Annotated in this window: 23 protein-coding genes; 20 read left to right on the top strand and 3 right to left on the bottom strand. The window is 62.0% G+C overall.

Annotated elements, in window-relative coordinates:
* Nucleotides 1–30 precede the first annotated feature (30 nt).
* The gene (locus Q0Z69_RS10405; RefSeq protein ID WP_298033047.1) at nt 31–696 is read left to right on the top strand and encodes a YitT family protein; all 666 of its coding nucleotides are present in this window, start codon (nt 31–33) and stop codon (nt 694–696) included.
* 210 nt (nt 697–906) lie between these two features.
* Here the strand turns inward: Q0Z69_RS10405 and Q0Z69_RS10400 are convergent, their stop codons facing one another.
* On the bottom strand, nt 907–1,449 hold the full coding sequence (locus Q0Z69_RS10400; protein ID WP_298033045.1) for a flavodoxin family protein: 543 nt from the start codon (nt 1,447–1,449) through the stop codon (nt 907–909).
* A 64-nt stretch (nt 1,450–1,513) separates the two neighbouring features.
* Between Q0Z69_RS10400 and Q0Z69_RS10395 the strand changes: the two genes are divergently transcribed.
* Complete coding sequence (locus tag Q0Z69_RS10395) at nt 1,514–1,867, top strand: helix-turn-helix domain-containing protein (RefSeq protein ID WP_298033043.1); 354 nt, start codon at nt 1,514–1,516, stop codon at nt 1,865–1,867.
* A gap of 40 nt (nt 1,868–1,907) precedes the next feature.
* Here the strand turns inward: Q0Z69_RS10395 and Q0Z69_RS10390 are convergent, their stop codons facing one another.
* Nucleotides 1,908–3,464, bottom strand: a complete 1,557-nt coding sequence (locus Q0Z69_RS10390) for an S-layer homology domain-containing protein (RefSeq protein WP_298033040.1) — start codon at nt 3,462–3,464, stop codon at nt 1,908–1,910.
* 120 nt (nt 3,465–3,584) lie between these two features.
* On the opposite strand from Q0Z69_RS10390, the gene Q0Z69_RS10385 reads away from it, so the two are divergent.
* From Q0Z69_RS10385 to miaB, 9 genes are all read left to right on the top strand, one after another.
* Nucleotides 3,585–3,800, top strand: coding sequence for a hypothetical protein (locus Q0Z69_RS10385; RefSeq protein ID WP_298033037.1), 216 nt, complete (start codon nt 3,585–3,587; stop codon nt 3,798–3,800).
* Between the two features lie 51 nt (nt 3,801–3,851).
* Complete coding sequence (gene mnmE, locus Q0Z69_RS10380) at nt 3,852–5,234, top strand: tRNA uridine-5-carboxymethylaminomethyl(34) synthesis GTPase MnmE (RefSeq protein WP_298033034.1); 1,383 nt, start codon at nt 3,852–3,854, stop codon at nt 5,232–5,234.
* 154 nt (nt 5,235–5,388) lie between these two features.
* Nucleotides 5,389–5,952, top strand: a complete 564-nt coding sequence (locus Q0Z69_RS10375; RefSeq protein WP_298033032.1) for a DUF1836 domain-containing protein — start codon at nt 5,389–5,391, stop codon at nt 5,950–5,952.
* Between the two features lie 3 nt (nt 5,953–5,955).
* Nucleotides 5,956–6,828 carry a DegV family protein gene (locus tag Q0Z69_RS10370; protein WP_298033029.1) on the top strand — a complete coding sequence of 291 codons (873 nt, stop codon included), beginning with the start codon at nt 5,956–5,958 and terminating at the stop codon, nt 6,826–6,828.
* A gap of 112 nt (nt 6,829–6,940) precedes the next feature.
* Complete coding sequence (prmA, locus tag Q0Z69_RS10365; RefSeq protein ID WP_298033026.1) at nt 6,941–7,912, top strand: 50S ribosomal protein L11 methyltransferase; 972 nt, start codon at nt 6,941–6,943, stop codon at nt 7,910–7,912.
* Nucleotides 7,913–8,131: 219 nt separating this feature from the next.
* The gene (locus Q0Z69_RS10360) at nt 8,132–8,935 is read left to right on the top strand and encodes a ParB/RepB/Spo0J family partition protein (RefSeq protein ID WP_298033023.1); all 804 of its coding nucleotides are present in this window, start codon (nt 8,132–8,134) and stop codon (nt 8,933–8,935) included.
* 372 nt (nt 8,936–9,307) lie between these two features.
* Nucleotides 9,308–11,134: a VanW family protein gene (locus tag Q0Z69_RS10355; RefSeq protein ID WP_298033022.1), complete on the top strand. Its 1,827-nt coding sequence runs from the start codon at nt 9,308–9,310 to the stop codon at nt 11,132–11,134.
* Between the two features lie 341 nt (nt 11,135–11,475).
* A complete protein-coding gene (locus Q0Z69_RS10350; RefSeq protein ID WP_298033020.1) occupies nt 11,476–11,697 on the top strand; it encodes a hypothetical protein in 222 nt (73 codons plus the stop codon).
* Between the two features lie 138 nt (nt 11,698–11,835).
* Nucleotides 11,836–13,248, top strand: coding sequence for a tRNA (N6-isopentenyl adenosine(37)-C2)-methylthiotransferase MiaB (miaB, locus tag Q0Z69_RS10345; RefSeq protein ID WP_298033019.1), 1,413 nt, complete (start codon nt 11,836–11,838; stop codon nt 13,246–13,248).
* On the opposite strand, the gene Q0Z69_RS10340 is transcribed toward miaB, so the two are convergent.
* A complete protein-coding gene (locus tag Q0Z69_RS10340) occupies nt 13,245–13,496 on the bottom strand; it encodes a hypothetical protein (protein ID WP_298033017.1) in 252 nt (83 codons plus the stop codon). The genes miaB and Q0Z69_RS10340 overlap by 4 nt on opposite strands.
* A gap of 99 nt (nt 13,497–13,595) precedes the next feature.
* Between Q0Z69_RS10340 and Q0Z69_RS10335 the strand changes: the two genes are divergently transcribed.
* The 9 genes from Q0Z69_RS10335 (at nt 13,596) to Q0Z69_RS10295 (ending at nt 22,273) form a co-directional block, all read left to right on the top strand.
* Nucleotides 13,596–13,817 (top strand): helix-turn-helix domain-containing protein, encoded by a 222-nt coding sequence (locus Q0Z69_RS10335; RefSeq protein WP_298033015.1) that lies wholly within the window; start codon nt 13,596–13,598, stop codon nt 13,815–13,817.
* Between the two features lie 2 nt (nt 13,818–13,819).
* On the top strand, nt 13,820–16,420 hold the full coding sequence (gene mutS / locus Q0Z69_RS10330; RefSeq protein WP_298033013.1) for a DNA mismatch repair protein MutS: 2,601 nt from the start codon (nt 13,820–13,822) through the stop codon (nt 16,418–16,420).
* Between the two features lie 33 nt (nt 16,421–16,453).
* A complete protein-coding gene (locus tag Q0Z69_RS10325) occupies nt 16,454–17,161 on the top strand; it encodes a CPBP family intramembrane glutamic endopeptidase (RefSeq protein WP_298033011.1) in 708 nt (235 codons plus the stop codon).
* A gap of 13 nt (nt 17,162–17,174) precedes the next feature.
* Nucleotides 17,175–17,660 carry a hypothetical protein gene (locus Q0Z69_RS10320; protein WP_298033008.1) on the top strand — a complete coding sequence of 162 codons (486 nt, stop codon included), beginning with the start codon at nt 17,175–17,177 and terminating at the stop codon, nt 17,658–17,660.
* Between the two features lie 35 nt (nt 17,661–17,695).
* Nucleotides 17,696–18,607 carry an AEC family transporter gene (locus Q0Z69_RS10315; protein ID WP_298033006.1) on the top strand — a complete coding sequence of 304 codons (912 nt, stop codon included), beginning with the start codon at nt 17,696–17,698 and terminating at the stop codon, nt 18,605–18,607.
* Nucleotides 18,608–18,853: 246 nt separating this feature from the next.
* Complete coding sequence (gene mutL / locus Q0Z69_RS10310) at nt 18,854–20,827, top strand: DNA mismatch repair endonuclease MutL (protein WP_298033003.1); 1,974 nt, start codon at nt 18,854–18,856, stop codon at nt 20,825–20,827.
* An 88-nt stretch (nt 20,828–20,915) separates the two neighbouring features.
* The gene (locus Q0Z69_RS10305) at nt 20,916–21,104 is read left to right on the top strand and encodes a DUF6440 family protein (protein ID WP_298033000.1); all 189 of its coding nucleotides are present in this window, start codon (nt 20,916–20,918) and stop codon (nt 21,102–21,104) included.
* Nucleotides 21,105–21,112: 8 nt separating this feature from the next.
* A complete protein-coding gene (locus Q0Z69_RS10300; RefSeq protein ID WP_298032997.1) occupies nt 21,113–21,706 on the top strand; it encodes an NAD(P)H-dependent oxidoreductase in 594 nt (197 codons plus the stop codon).
* A 30-nt stretch (nt 21,707–21,736) separates the two neighbouring features.
* Entirely contained in the window at nt 21,737–22,273 is a 537-nt protein-coding gene (locus Q0Z69_RS10295; RefSeq protein WP_298032994.1) for a hypothetical protein, read from the top strand.

Genomic DNA, 22,273 nt, shown 5'->3' with positions numbered 1-22,273 from the left:
AATTTGCTCCCATAAAGGAGATGTGGCAGTGTGGATCGCAAGTGGATGAACTGGTGCTGGCGTCTGCTGTTTTATTTGACGGGATTGCTTCTGCTGGCATTTGGCGTCTGCATTACCAATTTGGCTGATTTGGGCGTGGCACCGTTTGTGTCCGTCCACTATGGGATCTCCCGGATCTGGGGATTGAATTTTCCGGCGCTGGCCTTTTGTGTCTACCTGGTCCTGGTGACGCTTCAATTTGTGATAAAGGGCAGGAACCGTTCCTGGAGAGACCTGCTGCAGGTCCCTTTTGCCCTGCTGTTTAGTCTGCTTCTGGAGTTCTTTGGGCGGCTTTTGACGTTTCAGCCCCAGGGGCAGTCCATCCCGCTTTTTTGCCTGGGCATTTTGTGCACCTCTGTGGGAAGCGCCATGTCTGTGAGCATGAAGCTGCTGCCGAACCCCGCCGACGGTCTGTGCCAGACCATTGCGGAGCGGGTGGGAAAGGATCTGGGTACGGTCAGAAATATCATGGATATCGCCTGTGTGGCCATTACCTGTGCCATTGGCATGGCCGCCGTGGGCCGCGTGGAAGTCATTGGTCCCGGCACACTGGTCTCCATGGTCCTCAGCGGGCGTATCATATTTTTGTTCAACCACTTTTTCAAGCTGAAAATGGATACTCTGGCGGGGGTAGCGCCTGCCGCATATCAAAGCTGACTGCTGTGTGTATCCATTGGCGGGGCGGGCGAATGCCCGCCCCGCTTTCATGTGGTGCTGTGTGCCGCCCATCGCGTAAAAGAAAGGCCTCGTCCGCTGGATGCGGGGATGAAGGAGCGCTGCTGCGGTCCTGCCCGCTGGTGAGCGTGTGCGGCAAGCCTTGGTAAAAATCAACGGGACGGGCCTTGCGGCCCATCCCATTTTTGCGTTTTAAATGGCGGCGCCCAATTTTCGGGCAGCTTCCAATTGCTCTGGCTTGCGCTGGATATCTCCTATACTGAAATTGTCCCCGGCATAGACGATGCCCGTGTTCTTCCAGCCCATGTGGTGCTGCAGGAACTCATAATAGGTCCGTACTGGGGCGAAGTTTTCCTCCGTGCTCCCCTTTGCCGCCATCAGCAGCACGGCGTTCTTGGTGGGACTGGCGTAATTAGGGCCCAGTTCCGCCACGGCGAACAGACGGTCGAGAGCGCATTTCAATTGACCGGTGATGCTTCCATAGTATATGGGCGACGCCAGCACCACCACGTCTGCCGCCATGTAGGCGGGGTAGATCTGATCCATATCATCTCGCTGAGCACAGGGGTAGTCAGGGGCCTTGCCGCCGCCGTAGCAGCCTTGGCAGCCGTGGATATCCATAGTTCCAAGGTCGAATCTGGAGACGGTGTGTCCCGCCGACTCCGTGCCCTCCGTAAAGGCGGCGACCAGCGCCGCTGTGTTTCCCTGTGCCCGGGGACTGCCATTTAATATCATAATGTTATTTGTTTGTAAAGTAGGCACATTTTTGTTAGATACGAACCAAAAGGAAAGTGATTCAATGACTGCTTATGTCATGCTCGATGCCAAAATGCAGAAAACTGGATGCGGATATGCGCTGTCCCTCATCAACGGCAGATACAAGATGAGCATTCTCCACTGGCTGGCAGAAAAGACTGTTCTGCGCTACAACGAGCTGAAGCGATATCTGGGGGGAATCTCTCACAAGACGCTGAGCCTGTCGCTGAAGGAGTTGGAGGCGGACGGGCTGGTCCTCCGGACGGAGTATCCCCAGATCCCGCCCAAGGTGGAATATAGACTTTCATCCAAGGGCAAGTCGCTGATCCCCATTCTGGACACGCTGTGCGTCTGGGGTGAGGAGCACCGGCCAGGAGGCCCGTCGGAAAACTCGTGAAAAAAGGACGCCGGAAGGCGTCCTTTTTCGGTGTGTCGTTTTATGCCTGCGCGGCCCTGTACAGGAAGGTTGCGATCTGGCCTCGGGTGCAGGGGCCGAGGGGGGAGAAGGCAGTGCCGTCGCCGGTGCCCTTAGTCACGCCGGCCTCCACCGCCCAGTGCACGCACTCGATGGGGTGCAGGAACTGCCTGTTTTCCTCTTCAGCCATGTCGGTGAAGGCGGTCTTGGCCTTCGGCGCGGGGCTGCCGTTGGCCCGCCAGATAAAGTGCACGGCGTCGAACCGGGTGCAGGTCTCATTGGGCCGGAAGGTCCCGCTGCCTTCCATGTCCATTTCGGCGGCCCACTGGACGGCCTTATAGTAGTAAGCGTCAGGGTCAGTCACGTCCATATACGCTGCTTCTGTGAGCTTCGGCTCAGGAGAACCGGCGGCCCGCCACAGGAAGGTGACGATCTGGGCGCGGGTGCAGGGATTGGCGGGGGCAAAGGTGGTGGCGGTGGCGCCGTTGGTGATCTTCTGCTCCACGGCCCACAGGATGCCCTGGTAGTAGGGGGAGCTTTCCGCCACGTCGGTGAAGGGATTCGCGGGCTTTTCGGCAGGGGCCTCATTCTTCACCTGCTCCACGTTCTTCCTCACGTCATAGGTCTCGCCGGCGTCATAGTTGAACTCCAGCTCGGCAGTGATCTTGTCGCTCTTGGGGGTGAACCAGATGGCGCCGTCCAGGCTCATGGTGCACTCGGCCAGCAGCGTGGCGCCCGCGGGGACCTCCTTGTCCACGTCCAGCTTGCCGTCCGTGTCGAAGAAATACAGGGTGCCGCAGTTGTTGGCGTCGGGAGTGATGTCCTCGCCCTTCATCTTCTTATTGGCGCCGTTGTAGACCACCTTGCAGTCGATGTTGGGCCCCACGCCCGCGTCGCCCTCCTTGGTGGCCATTTTGTAATCCCAGCGGGAGGCGAAGTACACGCCGTTGGCGTCAGGCTTGAGCAGCGTGCGGATCTCCTTGGTCTCATCCGTGGTGCCCTTGCACTCCTTGAAGTCGTGAATGAGCTGCACGGTGCCCGTCTCGGCCTCCGCCTGCTCCAGGGCGCTGGCGTCCAGGGGATAGGCGTCCACATTCTTGGCCGGGTCGGGCTTGGCGTCCTTATACTGGAACTTGACGGCCATTTCCAGCCCCTCGGTCTTGGGCATGGCGATGACGGTCCAGGTCTTGAGGTCCACCTTGAATTTGGCGATCTTCTCCGCGCCGTCAGGCGCGCTCTCCGTGCTGACGATGACCTTGCCGCCCTGTTCAAAGACGCTGATCTTGACCTCGTTCAGGCCGTCCAGCTTCAGGTCCTTGGTCTTGGATTTGTAGTCGGTGCCCTTGTAGGTCACGGTCAGGCTGATGTTCTCCACGGTGTACTTCCAGGGGGAGACATAGTAGCCGCCCTCCACCTCCACATAAGTGGCGGCGCCCTTGCCGTCATCCACACCGTCTGTCTGGAAATCGTGCTTGACCTTGATTTCCTTGGCTGTATAAATAGAGCCGGCCATTGCGGAGGGAACCATGGAACAGAGCATGACGATCGCGAGGATGAGCGCGGATAGTTTCCTTTTCATTAAGATTCCTCCTTCATTGCTGCAGCGGAAAAACCGCGGGGCTTTCGGCTGTTTCATCTATTGTAATCCCGCCTTCCAGTTTTTTCTATTGTCCCCCGGGAGAATTTCAAAGGGAAAATCATGCATTTTCACGATACAGTCCAAGAAGCTTTGCGTAAAATTTGGTCAAAATATAAAAGCGGTACAAAGATCTGGCGGAAAGAATTGCAATTTATCGGCAAAGGATATACATTGGAAAAAACGCGCCCGGTCTGTTTATGGGACACGGACGATGAAAAACCACACGCGAAGGATGATACATTTGTTGATCCGCACATACCGCCGGCCCTTTCTTGAGCGCCGGGGATAGATGCTGACCAATTACCTCATGGAAAAGGAGCTGATCTGATGGATACCATCGCCGCCATCGCCACCGGCGGAAATCCCACCGCCATCGGCATCGTCCGGGTCTCCGGCGAGAAGTGCTTTGACATCTGCGGCCGGGCCTTCCGGGCCGCTAACGGAAAGTCCTTCCCGGAACAGGAAGCCCGAAAAATGGTGTTTGGCGAGATGCTGGACAGCCAGGGGAGGACGATAGACCAGGGGCTGGCCGTTCGGTTTCCCGGCCCCCGCAGCTATACCGGCGAGGACTCCGCCGAGTTTCACTGCCACGGCTCCCCGGTGGTGCAGCGGGAGCTTTTGAGTGCCCTGTTCGCCGCCGGAGCCAGACAGGCAAAGGCCGGAGAATTTACCCGGCGGGCCTTTCTCAACGGGCGGCTGGACCTGACCCAGGCGGAGGCTGTGGTGGACCTGATCGACGCGGAGACCGCTGCCGCTGCCAGAAACGCCGCCGCCCAGCTGGACGGCGGACTGCGCCGGACCCTGGAGCCCATCCAGGAGGCCCTGCTGGATGTGATTTCCCGGTTTTACGCCGTGGTGGACTACCCCGACGAGGACATCGAGGACATCCGGCCGGAGCAGATCGCCCAGGCCCTGAGGACCGCCGGTGAAAAGCTCACCGCCCTGCTGGACACCTGCCGGCGGGGAAAGGTGCTGAAGTCCGGCGTCCGCACCGCCATCGTGGGGCGGCCCAACGTGGGCAAAAGCTCCCTGCTGAACGCCCTGGTGGGCTATGAGCGGGCCATCGTCACCGATATCGCCGGCACCACCCGGGATACGGTGGAGGACACCGCCGTGATACGGGATGTGCTCTTGCGGCTGGTGGATACCGCCGGTATCCATGCCACCTGCGACGCGGTGGAGCAGCTGGGCGTGGAGCGCAGCCGCCGGGCTGTGGCAAACGCCGACCTGGTGATCGCCGTGGTGGACGGCGTCACCGGCCCCACGGAGGCCGATCAGGAAATCCTGGCACTGGCCAGCCAGGCACCCCACTGGATTTTGGGCGCCAGCAAAGCCGACCTGCTGCCGCCCGGGACCGGTCACATTTCAAAGGACGCCAAAGGCGCCCGAACGGCAGACGCCTTTGTGATGTTCAGCTCCGTGGTCCCCGGCGGCCTGCACGCACTGGAGGGCGCCATCTCCAGGCTCTTCCCCGCCGGGGCGGCCGCGCAGGCCGGCAGCCTGCTGACGGACCAGCGCCAGGAGGAGGCCGCCCGCCGGGCCCGGGACGCTGTCCGCCGGGCCGGGGAGGCTCTGACCGCCGGACTGACCCCCGACGCGGTGCTGACCGATGTGGAGGAGGCGCTGGACGCCTTGGGTGAGCTGACGGGCCGTTCCGCCAAAGAGGAGATCGTCTCTCGCATTTTTTCCCGCTTCTGCGTTGGGAAGTAATATACCCCCGGGGGGTATGGAAACTGCGCGGAAAATATACCCCCGGGGGGTATATTATTCTGCTAAAATAATTTTCAACCTCTTAAAACACGGTTTACAAAACTGCATTTCCGTGGTATGATTACTGTATACTGCCAATAAGGAGGAGGCCGTCATGTCTGATCTGATGGAATTGCAGGAGCGGCTGCGGAACCAGCGGCCTGTGGACTGGGAACAGCTTCCGGATTTTGCCCTGTATATGGATCAGGTGCTGAGCTATATGGAGCGCCAATACATCCGCTTTGACGAGGATGACGCGCTTACCGCCGCCATGGTGAACAATTACACCAAAAGCGGTCTGGTGCCCCGGGCGGAGGGAAAGAAGTACAGCCGGGAGCACCTGGCCTACCTCACCGCCATCTGCGTGCTGAAGCAGGTCATGTCGACCCGGGACATGGATCTGCTGATCCACGAGGAATTGCAGGGTGCCCACTCCGTAGAGAGCGGCTACCGGGCCTTCTGCGATAGCCTGGACAAGGCTCTCTCCATCACGGTGGATGAAATGGAGGGACGTACGAACGACGATTCCCTGGCGGACTCTGCCATCCACTTCGCTTTGCTGAGCTATGCCGCCGGCGTGGCCAGCAGCCGCTACGTCTCTCTGCTGCGGCAGCAGAAGATGGCGGCGGGAGAGCTGCCGGTGAAGGCCAAGAGCAAAAAGGAAAAGGAGCGTGACTGAGCCATGCGTGATTTTGTGATCCTGACGGACAGCTGCTGCGATCTGGACGCCCAAATAGCCCAAAGCCTGGAGCTGGAGGTTTTGCCGCTGAGCCTGCAAATGGGCGACGCGACCTACCGCAACTTTCTGGATGGCCGGGAGATCGGCTTCCAGGACTTTTATGCCCGGGTCCGGGGCGGCACCGAGGCCACTACCTCCGCTGTTAACGTGGGAGAGTTTGAGGAGCGGATGCGGCAGCTCCTGGCGGCGGGAAAGGACATTTTGTGCATCAGCTTTTCCTCCGCCCTGTCCACCACCTATCAGTCTGCCGTCATCGCGGCGGAAGAGCTGAAGGGCGAGGCCCCGGAGGCGGATATCCGGGTCGTGGATTCTCTGTGTGCCTCCGGCGGCCAGGGCCTGCTGGTATGGCTCTGCGCTCGAGAGAAGGCGGCGGGGAAGTCCCTGGAGGAGGTCTGGGCCTTTGCAGAGGAGACTAAGCTCCACATCTGCCATTGGTTCACAGTGGACGATCTGTACCACCTGAAGCGAGGCGGGCGCATCAACGCTGCCACGGCCCTGTTCGGCACCATGCTGGCCATCAAGCCGGTGATGCATGTGGACGACAAGGGGCGGCTGACGCCGGTGAGCAAGGCTCGGGGCCGGAAGGCGTCTTTGCTGGCGCTGGTGGACGAGATGGAAAAGAGCGTGATCGAGCCTGAGACCCAGACGATCTTCATAACCCACGGCGACTGCGCCGAGGACGCCCGATTCGTGGCGGAGGAGATCACACGCCGCTTCGGCATCAAGGACATCCACATCAACTACGTTGGCCCGGTGATCGGCAACCACTCCGGCCCGGGGACCATGGCGCTGTTTTTCATCGGTAAAAACCGGTGAAAAACAATTAGGAATGAGGGATTAGGAATTTTAAATTGCCAGCGAAGCTGGCTGTTCTGTTTTGCCCTCCATAAGGAGAATTCCTAATTTCTCATCACATAAAGGAGTTTTTATGAGCTGGCTGGAACTGCATATCGACACGACCCACCTTGGGCTGGAGATGGTGGAGACGCTGCTTTCCTCTCTGGGCATCGACGGCGTAGTCATCGACGATGAAACGGAATTTCAGGACTTTTTAGAGAACAATCACCAGTATTGGGATTACGTGGACGAGGATCTGGAGCGGCAGATGCAGGGAAAGTCCCAGATCACCTTCTACCTGCAAGCGGATGAGGAGGGCTTTGCCAAGCTGGGAGAGGTCCGGATGGCGGTGCAGGCGCTGAAGGAGGCACGCGCCGACTGCGGGACCCTGCTGATGACCATGAACGACATGCGGGACGCCGACTGGGAGAACAACTGGAAGCAATATTACAAGCCCATGGAGATCGGGGAGCGGCTGCTGGTGGTGCCCCAGTGGGAGCGGGAGGACCCCAAGGTCCAGGCGATGATGGCCTCCCGGGTCCCGCTGATTTTGGAGCCGGGGCTGACCTTTGGTACCGGCAGCCACGCCACGACCCGATTGTGCCTGACGGCGCTGGAGCGAACGGTCCGGGGCGGCGAGAAGGTGCTGGACCTGGGCTGCGGCAGCGGGATATTATCTATCGCGGCCCTGAAGCTGGGAGCGGCCTCCGCCCTGGCGGTGGACATTGACGACAAGTGCCTGGACGTGGCCTATGAAAACGCTGCCATGAACGGCATCGGCCGGGAGACCTACACTGTGAAAGTGGGGGACATCCTGGAGGACGCGGCCCTGCGGGCCGAGCTTGGCGGCGGATATGACGTGGTGCTGGCCAACATCGTGGCGGATGTCATTATCGGCCTTGCACCCATGGTCCGATCCCTGCTCAGCGAGAGGGGCGTGTTTCTCTGTTCCGGCATTATTGACGACCGGGCGGAGGAGGTGGCGGACAAGCTGCGCCAAGCGGGACTGGAGATCCTGGAGACCCGCAGTGCCGAGGGCTGGTTCGCCTATACCTGCCGCTGACGGGCTGCGCCTGCGGCGTGGGAAAATCCGATTTCTATTACAGGCTGCGCCTTCCCCGCTCCAGTGCTTCTGGGGCGGGAGGCGGCAAAACCGGCCAATACTGGGCGGCCCTCAGCGGGCCGCCTCTTTTTTTGCGCATGCCCGCGTCCTTCGACAGGATATTGCCGACTTTTCACGCCGCAGGACGTAAAATAGGGGAAATTGGAAGGAGGCGGTCCTATGGCGGAAACGGAGGGACGGCGGGTCATGGAGCTGCCGGCGGCGGAGCTGCGGCCCAACCCGCGGCAGCCCCGGCGGGTTTTTGACGAGGCGGGCCTGCGGGAGCTGGCCGCGTCTATCCGGCGGCATGGCATTTTGCAGCCTCTGACGGTGCGGCGCTGCCCGGAGGGCTGGGAGCTGATCGCCGGGGAGCGGCGGCTCCGGGCGGCACGGCTGGCGGGATTGGAAACGGTGCCCTGCATCGAGACAGCGGCGGACAGCCAGCAGTCGGCGCTGCTGGCCCTGGTGGAAAATCTGCAGCGGCGGGACCTGCATTACTTTGAAGAAGCCGCCGCCATCGCGGATTATTTGCGGCGGTCCGGCGTGACCCAGGAAGAGGCGGCGGCGCAGCTGGGGCGGTCGCCGTCGGCCCTGGCAAATAAGCTGCGGCTGCTGCGCCTGTCGCCCCAGTGCCGGGAGCTTCTGGTAAAGGGCGGCTTGACGGAGCGCCACGCCCGGGCGCTGCTGCGGCTGGAGGATGAGGAGGAGCGGCTGGACGCTCTGCGGCGGATCACGGTCCGCCAGATGAACGTGGCCCAGACGGAGCAGTACATCGACCGACGGCTGGCGGAGCTGCAGGCCACGCCTCCGGCGGGACGCCGGACCTTCATCCTGAAGGACGTGCGGCTGTTTTTGAACAGCCTGGACCGGGGCCTGCGGCTGATCCGGGAGGCGGGCGTGGGCGCTGAGAGCCGCCGGGAGGAGACAGAGGACGCGATCCTGCTGACCATCCGCATCCCCAAGCAGCGGCGGGAGCGGGGCTAGGAAGATGCCCGGCGGCGGGGATCATGCCGCCGCTGAAAGCGCTCTTGAGACCCGGGCCGCTCTCTGTCCACTGCGGATATTGTTACGAGATTGTAACGCTTTTTCCAAAAAAGTGTGCTATAATCAAATCGCTTGAAAAGTGGCTCCGCCACTTTTCAAGCGTCACAGCGCTCGCACTGTGACAGGCCGCGGTCTGCGGCCTTGATTTGGATTTCATAGTCGATCACCGTACGTTTTGCGTGCGGCAGGCGCAGCCTGCATGAAAAATCGTTTGTGATTTTTCGGGTTCATTGACTATAAAATAAAAACCAATGGAATAGGCTGTTGTGTGTGCGGCTTGTTCCGGATCATTCGTAACAACAGGAGGGCTTCATGGAAGAGAAAGCAAACGAAGCCACCGCGCGGGAGCCGGGCGGCGCACGGCTGAAAAAGAGCGAGAAAAAGAAGCGGGGACCCGTGATCGCGGGGGTCCTTTTGGCCGTCATGATCGCGGCTGACCTGGGCCTGGGCTGGTACGCCAACAGCCGTCCGGGCTTCTGGCCGAATACGGACATCCTGGGGCAGGACGTCTCCGGCCTGACGGCGGCGGAGGCCGCGGAGAAGCTGGAGACGGCACTGCCGGACATCGGCCTGATGGTGTATGATATGCCGGAGGAGGGCCGGTTTTACTCAGCCGGCATGGCGACTGATCTGGCCGGCGCGCCGCCTCATGTGGTGCTCTCTCTGGAGGAGATGGGCGTCAGCCTGGACCCCGCCGCGGCGGCGGCGGACGCCTTTGATTTTCAGCACGGCGGATCCATCCTCACGGCCGGGAAGGCGTATCTGTCCCACAGCCGGGGCGTCCGCTGGACGAATTTCACCGGCAAGACTGCCTGCCAGGTGGACGGGGAAAAGCTGGCAAAGGCCGCCGCCCAGGCGGCGGAGGCCCTCTCCTACGCGCCTCAGGACACCGGCTACACCGTAACGGACGACGCCCTTCTGCTCCACGCGGCCAAGGATGGCCGGCAGGTGGACGAGGCGGCCCTGCTGGAGCAGATGAAGAGCCTCTCCTGGCTGGGCGACCTCTCTTTGAAAGCACCCTGCGCCTCCACGCCCGCCAGGATCCGCACCGCCCAGGAGATCTATGACGAGGTCCACGGTGAGGTGAAAAACGCCGGGTACGACGCGGAGACCGACACCATCACGCCGGAACAGATGGGCGCGGATTTCGACGTTTCCGCCGCGCAGGCGGCGCTGGACGCGGCCGCTCCCGGCGAGACTGTGGAAATAGACGCAAAGATCCAGCACCCGGAGGTCACGGCGGCGGACCTGCGGGCCGTGCTGTTCCGGGACGTGCTGGGGGAGGCCCGGACCAAGGTGGGCGGCACCGCCGCCCGGAAGAGCAATGTGCAGCTGTCCGCCTCCACCATCAACAACTATGTGATGAACACGGGAGACGTGTTCTCCTACAACGGCGTGGTGGGCAAGCGGACCGCCGCCAACGGCTACAAGCCCGCCCCCGCCTACGTGAAGGGAGAGACGGTGGATGAGATCGGCGGCGGCATCTGCCAGACCTCCTCGACGCTGTATCTGGCCTGCCTGCGGGGCAATCTGGAGATCACGGAGCGGTACGCCCACCGCTACATCCCCTCCTACATTGCCGCCGGCATGGACGCCACCGTGTCCTGGGGCGGGCCGGACTACAAGTTCACCAACGACACCAGCTATCCCATCAAGATCGTCACCAGCTATGAAAACGGCTATCTGACCGTGAAGCTGCTGGGGACCAACGTCACCGGCATCACCGCCAAGATGACCAACGAGCGGCTGTCCACCACCAATTTCGAGGTGGTGTATGAGGACGATCCGACCCTGGCTCCCGGCCAGGAGAAAGTAAAGACGACCCCCTATACCGGCTCCAAGTGGCGGACCTACCGCCATCTGTACGATAAGGACGGCAAGCTGATCTCCAGCGCTTATGAGGCTACCAGCGATTATAAGGCCCGGAACAGGGTCATTCTGCGGGGACCTGTGGTCCAGACTCAGGAGCCTGCGGCGCCGGTGATCGGCCCCGGGGATATCCCCGCCGATGTGCCGGCTGTGCCGGAGGAACCGGCAGTCCCGGATGATCCGGCGGAGGAGCCGGGGACGGCGCCGGTGGAGGAGCCGCCTGTGTCCGTCATCGTGGTGCCGGAGGAGCTGTGGGACGAGGGCGCGTGACCTGCCGCCGCAGAGCGGAAACGAACACAAACAGGCCCGGATGGAAGGGCGCGCAAAGCATTTGAAAAAAGGCCGGCCCAGTGTGGGCCGGCCTTTTTTGCGGCATTTTGGGCAACACGAAATGCGTTTTTTCCCTAAAATACCAGGGATGGGGAGAAAGCTGAATAGCGGATTTTTGGAACAAATACAGAAAAAATATGAAAGATACACAGAAAGCAATCGTTTACTTATGATAAATATGGCGAACAATATCGTTGACAGCGGCGGGAGAGGATGTTAAAGTGTTCACGGTCGCGCAGAGAGCGGGACGCGTAAAATTTGACGGTAAGGAGGAAACGAGCATGACACGAGAGATCGATATCAGGAGCAAGGAACAGGCGGAGAAAATCAGCAGGCTGGCCAGCGAAGCGCCCTACGAGGTCTGGGTCAGCACAGAAACTGTGATGCTGGACGCCCGGTCCCTGCTGGGCCTGCTGTCCCTGGTGGGCGGTAAGGCCCATGTGGTCGCGGAGGACAATGTGAATCCTGCTGCTTTCGGCAAGCTGGTTTCTAAAATGGAATAAGCTGAAAAGAAACTGGAGGGACCGGCTCAGGCCGGTCCCTCCAGTTTCTTCGGGCTTTTGCTGTTTTTTGTAGTTGTACTTTTTTCGCTTTTATGCTATGATATTTCAGTTGGAGTATATACATGCGGAGGAACTGTTTTGAACCGTGAAAATGTATTGATCCCGGAGGCGGACCTGGCCCGCCAGCGGGGATTTGAAGAGAAGATCCGGGCCATGTTTGCGGACCGGCAGGCCCATCCCGCGGCCTGTGTGGATACCTTCGGCTGCCAGCAGAACGTGGCCGACGGCCAGAAGCTGATGGGGATGCTGCGGGACTGCGGCTTCACCTTCACAGAGGACCCCAAGGAAGCGGACCTGGTGATCCTGAACACCTGCGCCGTCCGGGAGCACGCGGAGGACCGGGTGTTCGGCAATTTGGGCGCCCTGACCCACACCAAGAAGGAAAATCCCGAGCAGGTCATCTGCCTGTGCGGCTGCATGGCGCAGGAGCAGCGGGTGTCGGAGCGGATCAGGCGGTCCTATCCCCATGTGAACCTGGTGTTCGGCCCCCACGCCCTGTGGAAATTCCCGGAGCTTCTCTGGCAGGTGTATGAGGGGCGGAAGCGGGTCTTTTCCGTGGACGACGAGCACGGCACCATCGCCGAGGGCATCCCCGTGGTGCGGGAAAAAGGCGTGAAGGCCTGGGTCTCCATCATGTACGGCTGCAACAACTTCTGCTCCTACTGCATCGTGCCCTATGTCCGGGGCCGGGAGCGGAGCCGGGACCCCCAGTGCGTGCTGGAGGAGGTCCGGGCGCTGGTGGACGCCGGGTACAAGGACATCACGCTCTTGGGACAGAACGTGAACTCCTATGGAAACGACCTGAATATCGGCTATGACTTTGCGGACCTGCTGGCGGATATCGACCAGATCCCCGGAGAGTATTTGATCCGGTTCATGTCCAGCCATCCCAAGGACGCCACGAAGAAGCTCTTCGACACCATGGCCCGGTGTTCCCATGTGGCCAGGCAGCTCCACCTGCCCTTCCAGTCCGGCAACGACCGGGTCCTGCGGGAGATGAACCGGCGGTACACCCGGGCGCAGTACCTGGAATTGATCCGCTACGCCAAATCCGTCATGCCGGGGCTGGTGCTGACCAGCGACGTGATCATCGGCTTCCCCGGCGAGACGGAGGCAGAGGCCATGGACACAGTGTCCCTGGTGGAGGAGGTGGGCTTCGACGCGCTGTTCACCTTCATCTACTCTCCCCGCCCCGGCACCAAGGCGGCGGAGATGCCGGACCCGGCGACCCGCCAGGAGAAGCAGAAGTGGTTCGACAAGCTGCTGGCGGTGCAGAACGAGATGTCCGCCAAGCTCCACGCCGCCTACATCGGAAAGACCGTGCGGGTCCTGGTGGACGGTGAGAGCGACGACCCGGCCTATCCCCTCTCCTCCCGGACGGAGGGCAACCGCCTGGTGCGGCTGACGGGGGACAAGGCGCTGATCGGGCAGTTCCTCGATGTGAAAATCACCGCCAGCAACACCTGGGCGCTGTACGGCGAGCCGGTTTAACGGAAGATCTCCCGGGCCAGGAGAAAGACCTGGCGGGCGTACAGGTCCTCGCCGATGGAAGCGGTGGCGTTGCGGGCCTCCTCGTAGGCCAGAAGAAGCGGATACTGAGCCTCCGTCAAGGAGGCGTGGAGGGCCTCATAGGCGCGGCGTTCCCGCTCCAGCTGGAGATGATAGGCGCTGTCCATAAAGGAAAAGCGGAACTCAGAAAGGGCTTCCAGAAGGATGCCGATGTAGTCGTAGTCGTTCATGGTTTCACCTGATATTTCAGACATTGACAAACACAATCGTGTTCTATATGCTGTATCATAACAGACACAATCGTGTCTGTCAAGAGAAATGAGGAAAAAATGACTTTTCCCGAAAACCTTTTAAAATTGCGGAAAGCGGCTGGCCTCAGTCAGACTGCCCTTGCAAGTAAAATCGGCATTAGCTGGCGCACGTATCAGACCTATGAACGGGGTGAACGTGAGCCGTCACTTTCCACGCTGGTCGCTTTGGCGGACCTCTATGATATCTCGCTGGACGAGCTGGTGTGCAGGACATTGAAACAGAAAGAGAACGAGGTGTGACCATGGCGGAACTGACCCCCATGATGAAGCAATATCTGGAGATCAAAAAGGACAATCCGGATTCCATTCTGTTCTTCCGGCTGGGCGACTTCTACGAGATGTTCGCCGACGACGCCCGTCTGGCGTCGAAAGAGCTGGATCTGACCCTGACCTCCCGGGATCATGGCAAGCACGCCAAGCCCGCAGAGGAGCAGATCCCCATGTGCGGCATCCCGTATCATGCCAGCGAGGCCTACATCGCCCGGCTCATCGCCAAGGGCTACAAGGTGGCCATCTGCGAGCAGATGGAGGACCCTGCCACTGCCAAGGGGCTGGTGAAGCGGGACATCATCCGGGTCGTCACGCCGGGCACCGTCATCGACGCCGCGTGTCTCGACGATAAGTCCAGCAATTTCCTCTGCGGCATTTACATAGACTCCCGCGCCGCCGGCGCGGCCTTCTGCGACATCACCACCGGCAAGGCCCATCTGACTGCCTTCTCCGGCAAGGACCGGGTGGAGCACGTCATCAACGAGCTGGGCCGCTTCTCTCCGGCGGAGGCCATTTTGAACGACGGCGCCTATGGGGAAAAGACGCTGACTTCCGCCTTGGCGGAGAAGTTCCGCTGCCGCGTGGAAAATGGCGGCGAGCGGCGCTTTTTGCTGAATGAGGCGGAGAAAAACATCCGCAGGCAGTTCGGCGAGGAAGCCCTGAAGCGTCTGCCCGCCGGGGAACCGGCGGCGGCCATGGCCCTGGGGGGATTGCTGCATTACCTCTACGAGACCCAGAAAACGGACCTCTCCCACATCAACGACCTGGATTATTACGAGCAGGGCCGGTTCATGGAGCTGGACCTGACGGCCCGGCGCAATCTGGAGCTGACGGAGACCCTGCGGAACAAGGAGAAGAAGGGAAGCCTGCTGTGGGTCCTGGACAAGACCAAAACCCCCATGGGCGGGCGGCGGCTCCGGTCCTGGCTGGAGCGGCCCCTGCTGAGCGTTACCGCCATCTGCAAGCGGAATTCCGCCGTCAGCGCCCTGGTGGAGAACACCATCCAGCGGGAAGAGCTGATCGCCGCCATGACGGGCCTGGGGGACATGGAGCGGCTCATCGGCCGCATCGTCTACGGCACCGCCGGGGGACGGGACATGGCCTCTCTCCGGGCCGCCATTGAAAAGCTGCCCGCCGTGAAGGCGGGACTGTCCGGCCTGAACGATAGGCGGCTGGCGGAGCTGACGGGCGAGCTGGATACGCTGGACGACATCGGCGGGCGCATCGCCGCCGCCATCGACGACGAGCCGCCGTTCTCCGTTCGGGAGGGCGGTTTCATCCGGGACGGCTTCAACGAGGAAGTGGACCGCCTGCGGCACATCCTGAAAAGCGGCAAGGGCGTGATGGCGGAGATGGAGGCCCAGGAGCGGGAGCGCACCGGCATCCGGACCCTGAGGATCGGATACAACAAGGTGTTCGGGTATTACATCGAGGTCAGCAACTCCTTCAAGGACCAGGTGCCGGACACCTACATCCGCAAACAGACCCTGGTGAACGGCGAGCGGTTCATAACCCAGGAGCTGAAGGACCTGGAGCATGAGATCCTGACGGCCTCGGAGCGGGTGGTGGCCCTGGAATACGAGCTGTTCACCGCTCTGCGGGAGGAGATATCCGCCGCCGCGCCCCGCATCCAGCGGGCGGCCGCCGCTGTGGCCGAGGCGGACGCGCTGGCGTCCTTCGCCGCCGTGGCGGTGCGGAACAACTACTGCCGCCCCGACGTGGACGAATCCGGCGTTATCGAGATCCGGGAGGGCCGCCACCCGGTGGTGGAGCGGATGCTGAAGGACAGCCTGTTCGTCCCCAACGACACCTTCATGGGGGAGAAGAAGGAACGGGTCGCCATCATCACCGGGCCCAACATGGCGGGCAAGTCCACTTACATGCGCCAGGTGGCGCTGATCGTGCTGATGGCGCAGATGGGCAGCTTTGTCCCGGCAGCCCACGCCCACATCGGTGTGGTGGACCGCATCTTTACCCGCATCGGCGCCAGCGACGACCTCAGCGCCGGGCAGTCCACCTTCATGGTGGAGATGACGGAGGTCTCCGATATCCTGCGCCACGCCACGAAAAACTCCCTGCTGATCCTGGACGAGATCGGCCGGGGCACCAGCACCTTTGACGGCATGTCCATCGCCCGGGCGGTGCTGGAGTACTGCGCGGAGAAAAAACGGGCCAAGACCCTGTTCGCGACCCATTACCACGAGCTGACGGAGCTGGAGAACACCCTTCCCGGCGCCGTGAACTACAACATTGCCGTGAAGGCCCGTGGGGAGGACATCATCTTCCTGCGGAAGATCATCCCCGGCGGCGCGGACCGCAGCTACGGCATCGAGGTGGCCAAGCTGGCGGGGCTGCCGGACCAGGTGGTCCAGCGGGCCAGGGCGGTCCTGAAGGAGCTGGAGGAGGAGAACGGCGTGCAGTACGTGGCCGCCCGGCAGGAGGCGGACCAGGTGTCGCTGGAGGCTATCGGCGAGGGCGAGGTGCTGGATACCCTCCGCCGCTGCCAGCCAGACACGCTGACACCCATTGAGGCGATGACGCTGCTGTATGAGCTGAAGCAGAAATTGCAGTGAGATAGAAATTCCTGTCCGGAGGTACGAAAAGCGATGGCTAAACGCAAATCAGCCGCCTATATGACGGCGGGAGAGCAGATCGCGGGGGTCGTGTTTTTTGTCATCTACCTGCTGGTGCTGCCCTTTGCCGCCGCGCCCATGTTCCGCTTGGCGGGGAAGCTGATGGGGATGACGATCTCCAGCGCTCTGCAAAACATGATCTACTATTACGTGCTCTTCGCCGTGACGATCATCATTTTCCATGGTTTTCTGGGCCGCACCTCCCGCCATTTTGCGGACAACCTGGGGAGCGCCTGCAAGACGCTGGTGGTGGGCCTGATCGGCCTGTACGGCCTGAACGAGCTGGTGTACCGGCTGACCAATCTGCTGTTCACCAACCATACCAATCTGAACGACACCACCATCTCTGCCCAGATCGACGACGCGCCCCGGCTGACGCTGCTGATCGTCGTGTTTTTGGCACCCTTTGTGGAGGAGGTCCTCTTTCGGGGCCTGGTGTTCGGCAATTTGAAAAGCAAGAGCCGGACGGTGGCGTATCTGGTGAGCTGCCTGCTGTTTGCGCTGCTGCACGTGTGGCAGTTTGCAGTGGTACGGCAGGATATCACCTATTTTCTGCTGATGGTGCAGTATCTGGTGCCGGGGCTGGTGCTGGCCTGGGCCTATGAGCACAGCGGGACGCTGTGGACTTCCATCGCCCTCCACGCCGCTGCCAACGCCCTGAGCGTGTGGACGATGCTGTGAAAGGAGACGGAGCATGTCTGGAGAACTGCTGATCCAGTCCGACGGCTGGAAGAAGGCCCTGCCCGCCCTGGCGCTGAGCTGCCTGCTGGCGGGGGGCGTGACGATGATCTGGGCGCGGTATATCCACCTGGAGGGCTTTGCCAGAGGGGCGCTGATCGCCCTGGGGGCCTATGTGCTGTTCCGGGTCCTGTATCCTGCCTGCGTCAAGCTGCTGGGCGGGAGGGAGAAGCAGGGACCCGGCACCTGGACCGTGACGGAGGACACGCTGTATCTGAACGAGACCGCTGTTCCTCGGTCCAGTATCAAAATGGTCCACTGCTGGCCCAATCGGGACGCCCTGGGCCACGCGGGGACCGGCTGGACCGTGAACATCGAGACCACGGGGAAAAATCACCTGCTCCGGTCCCTGGCGGAGGGACCGGACGCCGACCGCTCCGCCCGCCAGCTGCGGGCCATGGTGATCGCCCTGGGCTACGGCGCCCAGTGGCGGGAGAACTGAGCGGGATGCTTTTGTGAAAAGAGGAAACGAGACGCATGAGTTTTTTGGATACGCTTTGTGAAATGCTGGTGATCCTCTTCGCCATCGTCCTGGGCTATGCAGCCAACCGGATGGGTATCCTGGGCGGGGAGACGGACCAGCGGATCTCAAAGCTGCTGCTGCGGATCACCATGCCTGCCATGATCCTTGCGGCAGTTATCACCGGGGAGGCTCTGCCAGGATTGGCGGAGGTGCTGTCCATTTTGAAGGTGGGCGTGGTGTTTTACGTCATGGAGGCGCTGTTCATGCTGGCGGTGCCGCGGCTGATGCGGGGTACGCCGGGGGAGAAGGGCGTTTGGCGCTTTACCATGATGTTCCCCAATGTGGGCTTTATCGGCTATCCCGTGGCGGTGGCCCTGTTTGGGCCGGAGGCGCTGTTTTACGCCGTGGTGCTGGCGCTGCCCTTTAATCTGATGGCCTTTACCATGGGACCGCTGCTGCTGGTGGGTGCCAGACGGTTCCGGCTCCGCCAGATGTTTTCGCCCTGTGTGGTGGCGTCGCTGCTGGCGCTGCTGCTGGCGTTGAGCGGCCTGCGGCCGCCCGCGCTGTTGGGCGAGATGCTGGATTTCGTGGGCGGCATCACAGTGCCGCTGTCCCTGCTGCTGGTGGGCTCCCTGTTGGCAGGGCTGCCTGTGGGACAGGTGTTCGCCTCGCCGAAGCTGTGGCTTCTGTCAGTTGTGCGGCTGTTGGTGATGCCGGCGGCTCTGTGGCTGATCCTGCGGGGAATGGACGCCGGATATCTGGTGATGGGCGTTGCCATTTCTCAGATGGCCATGCCGGTAGCGGTCAATGGCTCCATGCTCTGCATGGAATACGGCGGCGACGCGGAGAGCATGGCCCGGATCACCTTTTTGACCACGCTGGCGTCCATCGTCACCATTCCCCTGGTAGCGGTGCTGCTGCTGTGATATTTCGGAGAGGACCGGAGGTGGGCTTATGCCACACATTCAACAACTGGAATCCCATGTAGCTGATCTGATCGCTGCCGGTGAGGTGGTGGAGCGGACCCCAGCGAATGTCCCATCCGCTGGGGACCCCGTGATTTAATTCAAATCGTCCAAAGTAAATTTGGCCGATTTCAAGGTTTTGCCAGGGGCAAAACGCTTGAACGCCGCGTTTGCGGCGGGCCGGCCGCTCCACGAAAGGAGAAGAGAATGCCACACATTCAACAACTGGAATCCCATGTAGCGGATCTGATCGCTGCCGGTGAGGTGGTGGAGCGGCCGGCCAGCGTGGTGAAGGAACTGGTGGAAAATGCCATTGACGCCGGGGCTGCCGCCGTGGTGGTGGAGATCCAGCGGGGCGGCATGGGCCTGATCCGCGTGACGGACAACGGCTGCGGCATCGCGCCCGGCGAGCTGCCCACCGCCTTTCTGCGCCACGCCACCAGCAAGCTGCGGACCTCCGAGGATCTGGGGAAGATCGGGACCCTGGGCTTTCGGGGCGAGGCCCTGGCCGCCATTTCCGCCGTCAGCCGGGTCGATATCCTGACCTGTCAGCGGGGGGAGCGGTGCGGAGCGGCCCTGCATCTGGAGGGCGGCGTGCCTGGTCAGGTAGAGGAGGCCGGCGCGCCGGAGGGGACCACCATTATGGTTCGGGACCTGTTTTACAACACGCCCGCCCGGTTAAAATTCATGAAGAAGGACAGCGCGGAGACTGCCGCTGTGGCGGGATTGATGCAGCATCTGGCCCTGTCCCATCCCGACATCTCCTTTAAGTTCATCAAGGACGGCGTGGAGGCCCTCCACACCCCCGGCGACGGGAAGCTGGACTCCGCCGTTTACGCCGCTCTGGGGCGGGACTTTGCCCGGAGCCTGATCCCGGTGGAGGGGCGGGGCGGCGAGATCGCCGTTTCCGGCTTTGTGACCCAGCCTCTCATGAGCCGCGGCTCCCGGTCCATGCAGGTGTTCTTCGTCAATGGGCGGTTCATCAAGTCTCAGCTTCTGACGGCAGCCCTGGAGGAGGGCTACCGCAACCAGATCATGAAGGGGAAGTTCCCCGGCTGCGTTCTGGCTGTTGCCCTGCCGGTGACGGCGGTGGACGTGAATGTCCACCCTGCCAAGACCCAGGTGAAGTTCGCCCGGGAGCGGGAGGTATTCGACGCGGTGTACCACACCGTGCTGGACTGCCTGGACGCCAGGGGCGGAGCTGTGCAGGCCCCCAAGAGCGCGGAGCGGACCGCCAATCCCCGGGGAGATTTTTTCCAGTCCATGGACGCGGAGACCTTCCGCCATCGGAGCGGCCCTCTGACCAAGCAGCCGCCCCGGCCCGTCCCGCCTGCGGAAAAGGCGCGGCCTGCCTGGAATACGGAGTGGAAGAGCGCCGCCGCCGTGGCGGACAGCGCGCCCCAGCGGTTCGGTTACCGCACGGCTTCCGGCGGGGCCTTGGGGACCCCTCCGCCTTCCGTAGCGGCGCGACCCACGGAGGAAGAACCGTCCCGGGAGCACGTCTCAGCCAAGGCCCCAGTGAAGCCGGAGCCGCCCGCGCGGCCCTTTGTGCCTGCCATTCCGGCGGAGCGGCAGAAACTGGATCTGCCGGGACAGCAGACCATCGAGCCGCCGAAGGAGGCCCCCTGGCGCATCGCGGGAGAGGTGCTGCATACGTACATCATCTGCGAGAGCGAGGACGGCTGCGTGTGGCTCATCGACAAGCACGCTGCCCATGAGCGGATCAACTTCGACCGCCTGAAGGCGGCCCAGACCCCGCCCATGCGTCAGACGCTGCTGCGGCCCATCGCGGCGGAGCTGGACCGGGAGACTGGAGCGCTGCTGCTGGAAAATCTGCCGCTTTTGGAGCAGTTCGGCTTTGCCTGTGAGGATTTTGGCGACGGGGCCATTCTGGTGCGGGAGATCCCGGCGGACATCGACGCGGCGGACACCGTGGCCACTTTGGAGGAATTCGCGGAAAAGCTGCGGACGGGCCGGGATCCGGTGGAGCGGCGGGAGAGCCTGCTGCACACCATGGCCTGCAAGGCCGCCATCAAGGGCGGCTGGACCAGCGACCTCTCAGAATTGAAGGTGCTGGTGGAAAAGGTCCAGAGCGGTGAGGTGAGATACTGTCCCCATGGGCGGCCCGTGGCGGTGAAACTGACCAAGTATGAGCTGGAAAAGATGTTCAAGAGAGCGTAAAACCGTTGGGAATTCGGAATTGAGGTTGTCCGGCATGGCCGGATATCGAGGATCCCAACGGATCAAAGCGTGATTTGGAGGAAAGCATATGGCCAAGAGGGATGAACGGTTCGCAAAGATCTATTCCCAGGGAATGGTGACCCTCAGCGAGATCTGGGTCGACCGGAAGACCGGTGTGAACTATTTCTTTCACAAAGACGGGAATGCCGGCGGCATGACGCCACTGCTGGATCGGGATGGGAAGCCTATCATCACCACGGTATATGACGAGGAGTGATACGAGCCATGAAACTGCTGTTTGTAGATTGCTGCATCAGCCAGCGGGAGAACGACTCCCGGACACGGAAGCTGGCGGAGGCGTTTTTGAAGGCGTTCCAGGAAAACCGCCCGGAGGCGGAGATCCAGACCGTGCCGCCAGAGACCTTGCTGGCCCTGAAGCCCTTTGACGCAGCCATGCTGGACGAGCGGGACGCCCTGGCCTCCGTAGGGGCCTGGGACGCGCCGGTGTTCAGCTTGGCCAGGCAGTTCCGGGCGGCGGACCAGATCGTGGTGGCCGCGCCCTTCTGGGATCTGAGCTTTCCGGCGGCCCTGCGGACCTATATCGAGTACGTATCCGCCAATGGGCTGACGTACCACTACGAGGCGGATGGCTGCCACGGCGACTGCCGGGCGGAGCGGCTGGCGTATCTGACCTCCGGCGGCGACTTTGAGCGGGAGGACAGCGTGGGCGTGCTGTACTGGCGGCAGCTGTGCGCCATGTTCGGCGTGGGGCAGTTCGACTATGTGTTTGCCGGCGGCCTGGACATCGACCCGGCCAAAGCGCCGGAGCAGCTGGAGGCCGCCTGCGCCCTGGCGGGAAAGCTGGCGGAGACATTTTGAAAGGGGGCGTCCATGAGGCGGGCGGTATGTTTGGCGGTTTTGCTGCTTTTGGCGCTGACTGCCTGCGGCGGCGAGGACCCGCTGCGGGAGCAGCTGGAGGAGGCCAGGGCCGGGGGCCGCGTGGTGACGGAGAATGGCGATGTGACCGCCGGGGCGGAGGTCTGGACGGCCTTCTGCCAGGCGGCCTGGGCCGGCGAGGCGGCCGAGGTCCGGCTGGCGGACTGGTATGACGCCACGGAGCGAAGCCTGGCCCGCTTGTACTGCCACACGCTGGTATTTGACGGCGAGACCTATACCATCAGTGCCGAGTACGGAAGCGGAAACGGCGGCGAACCGTGGCAGAGCAGCTATACGGAGCTGCTGAGCTTTTCCCATGAGCCGTCGGGAGCCCGTGCGGAGATTTATGAGAGCTGCACGGACTATTGGCTGACCAACGACCCGGAACTGACGATAGAGGATATCCGCTACTTGGAGACATCTTCACTGGGGATGGTGGACGCTTACTGCGTATATACCGAGCGCGTTCCGAAGGACAGCGGGATGGCGGCCGGGGATCGAGGCGCCTGA

Source organism: uncultured Dysosmobacter sp., assembly GCF_947631165.1.
Lineage (GTDB): Bacteria > Bacillota > Clostridia > Oscillospirales > Oscillospiraceae > Oscillibacter.
Note: the sequence above shows the minus strand (reverse complement) of the source record. Positions and strands in the feature narration are given on the sequence as shown.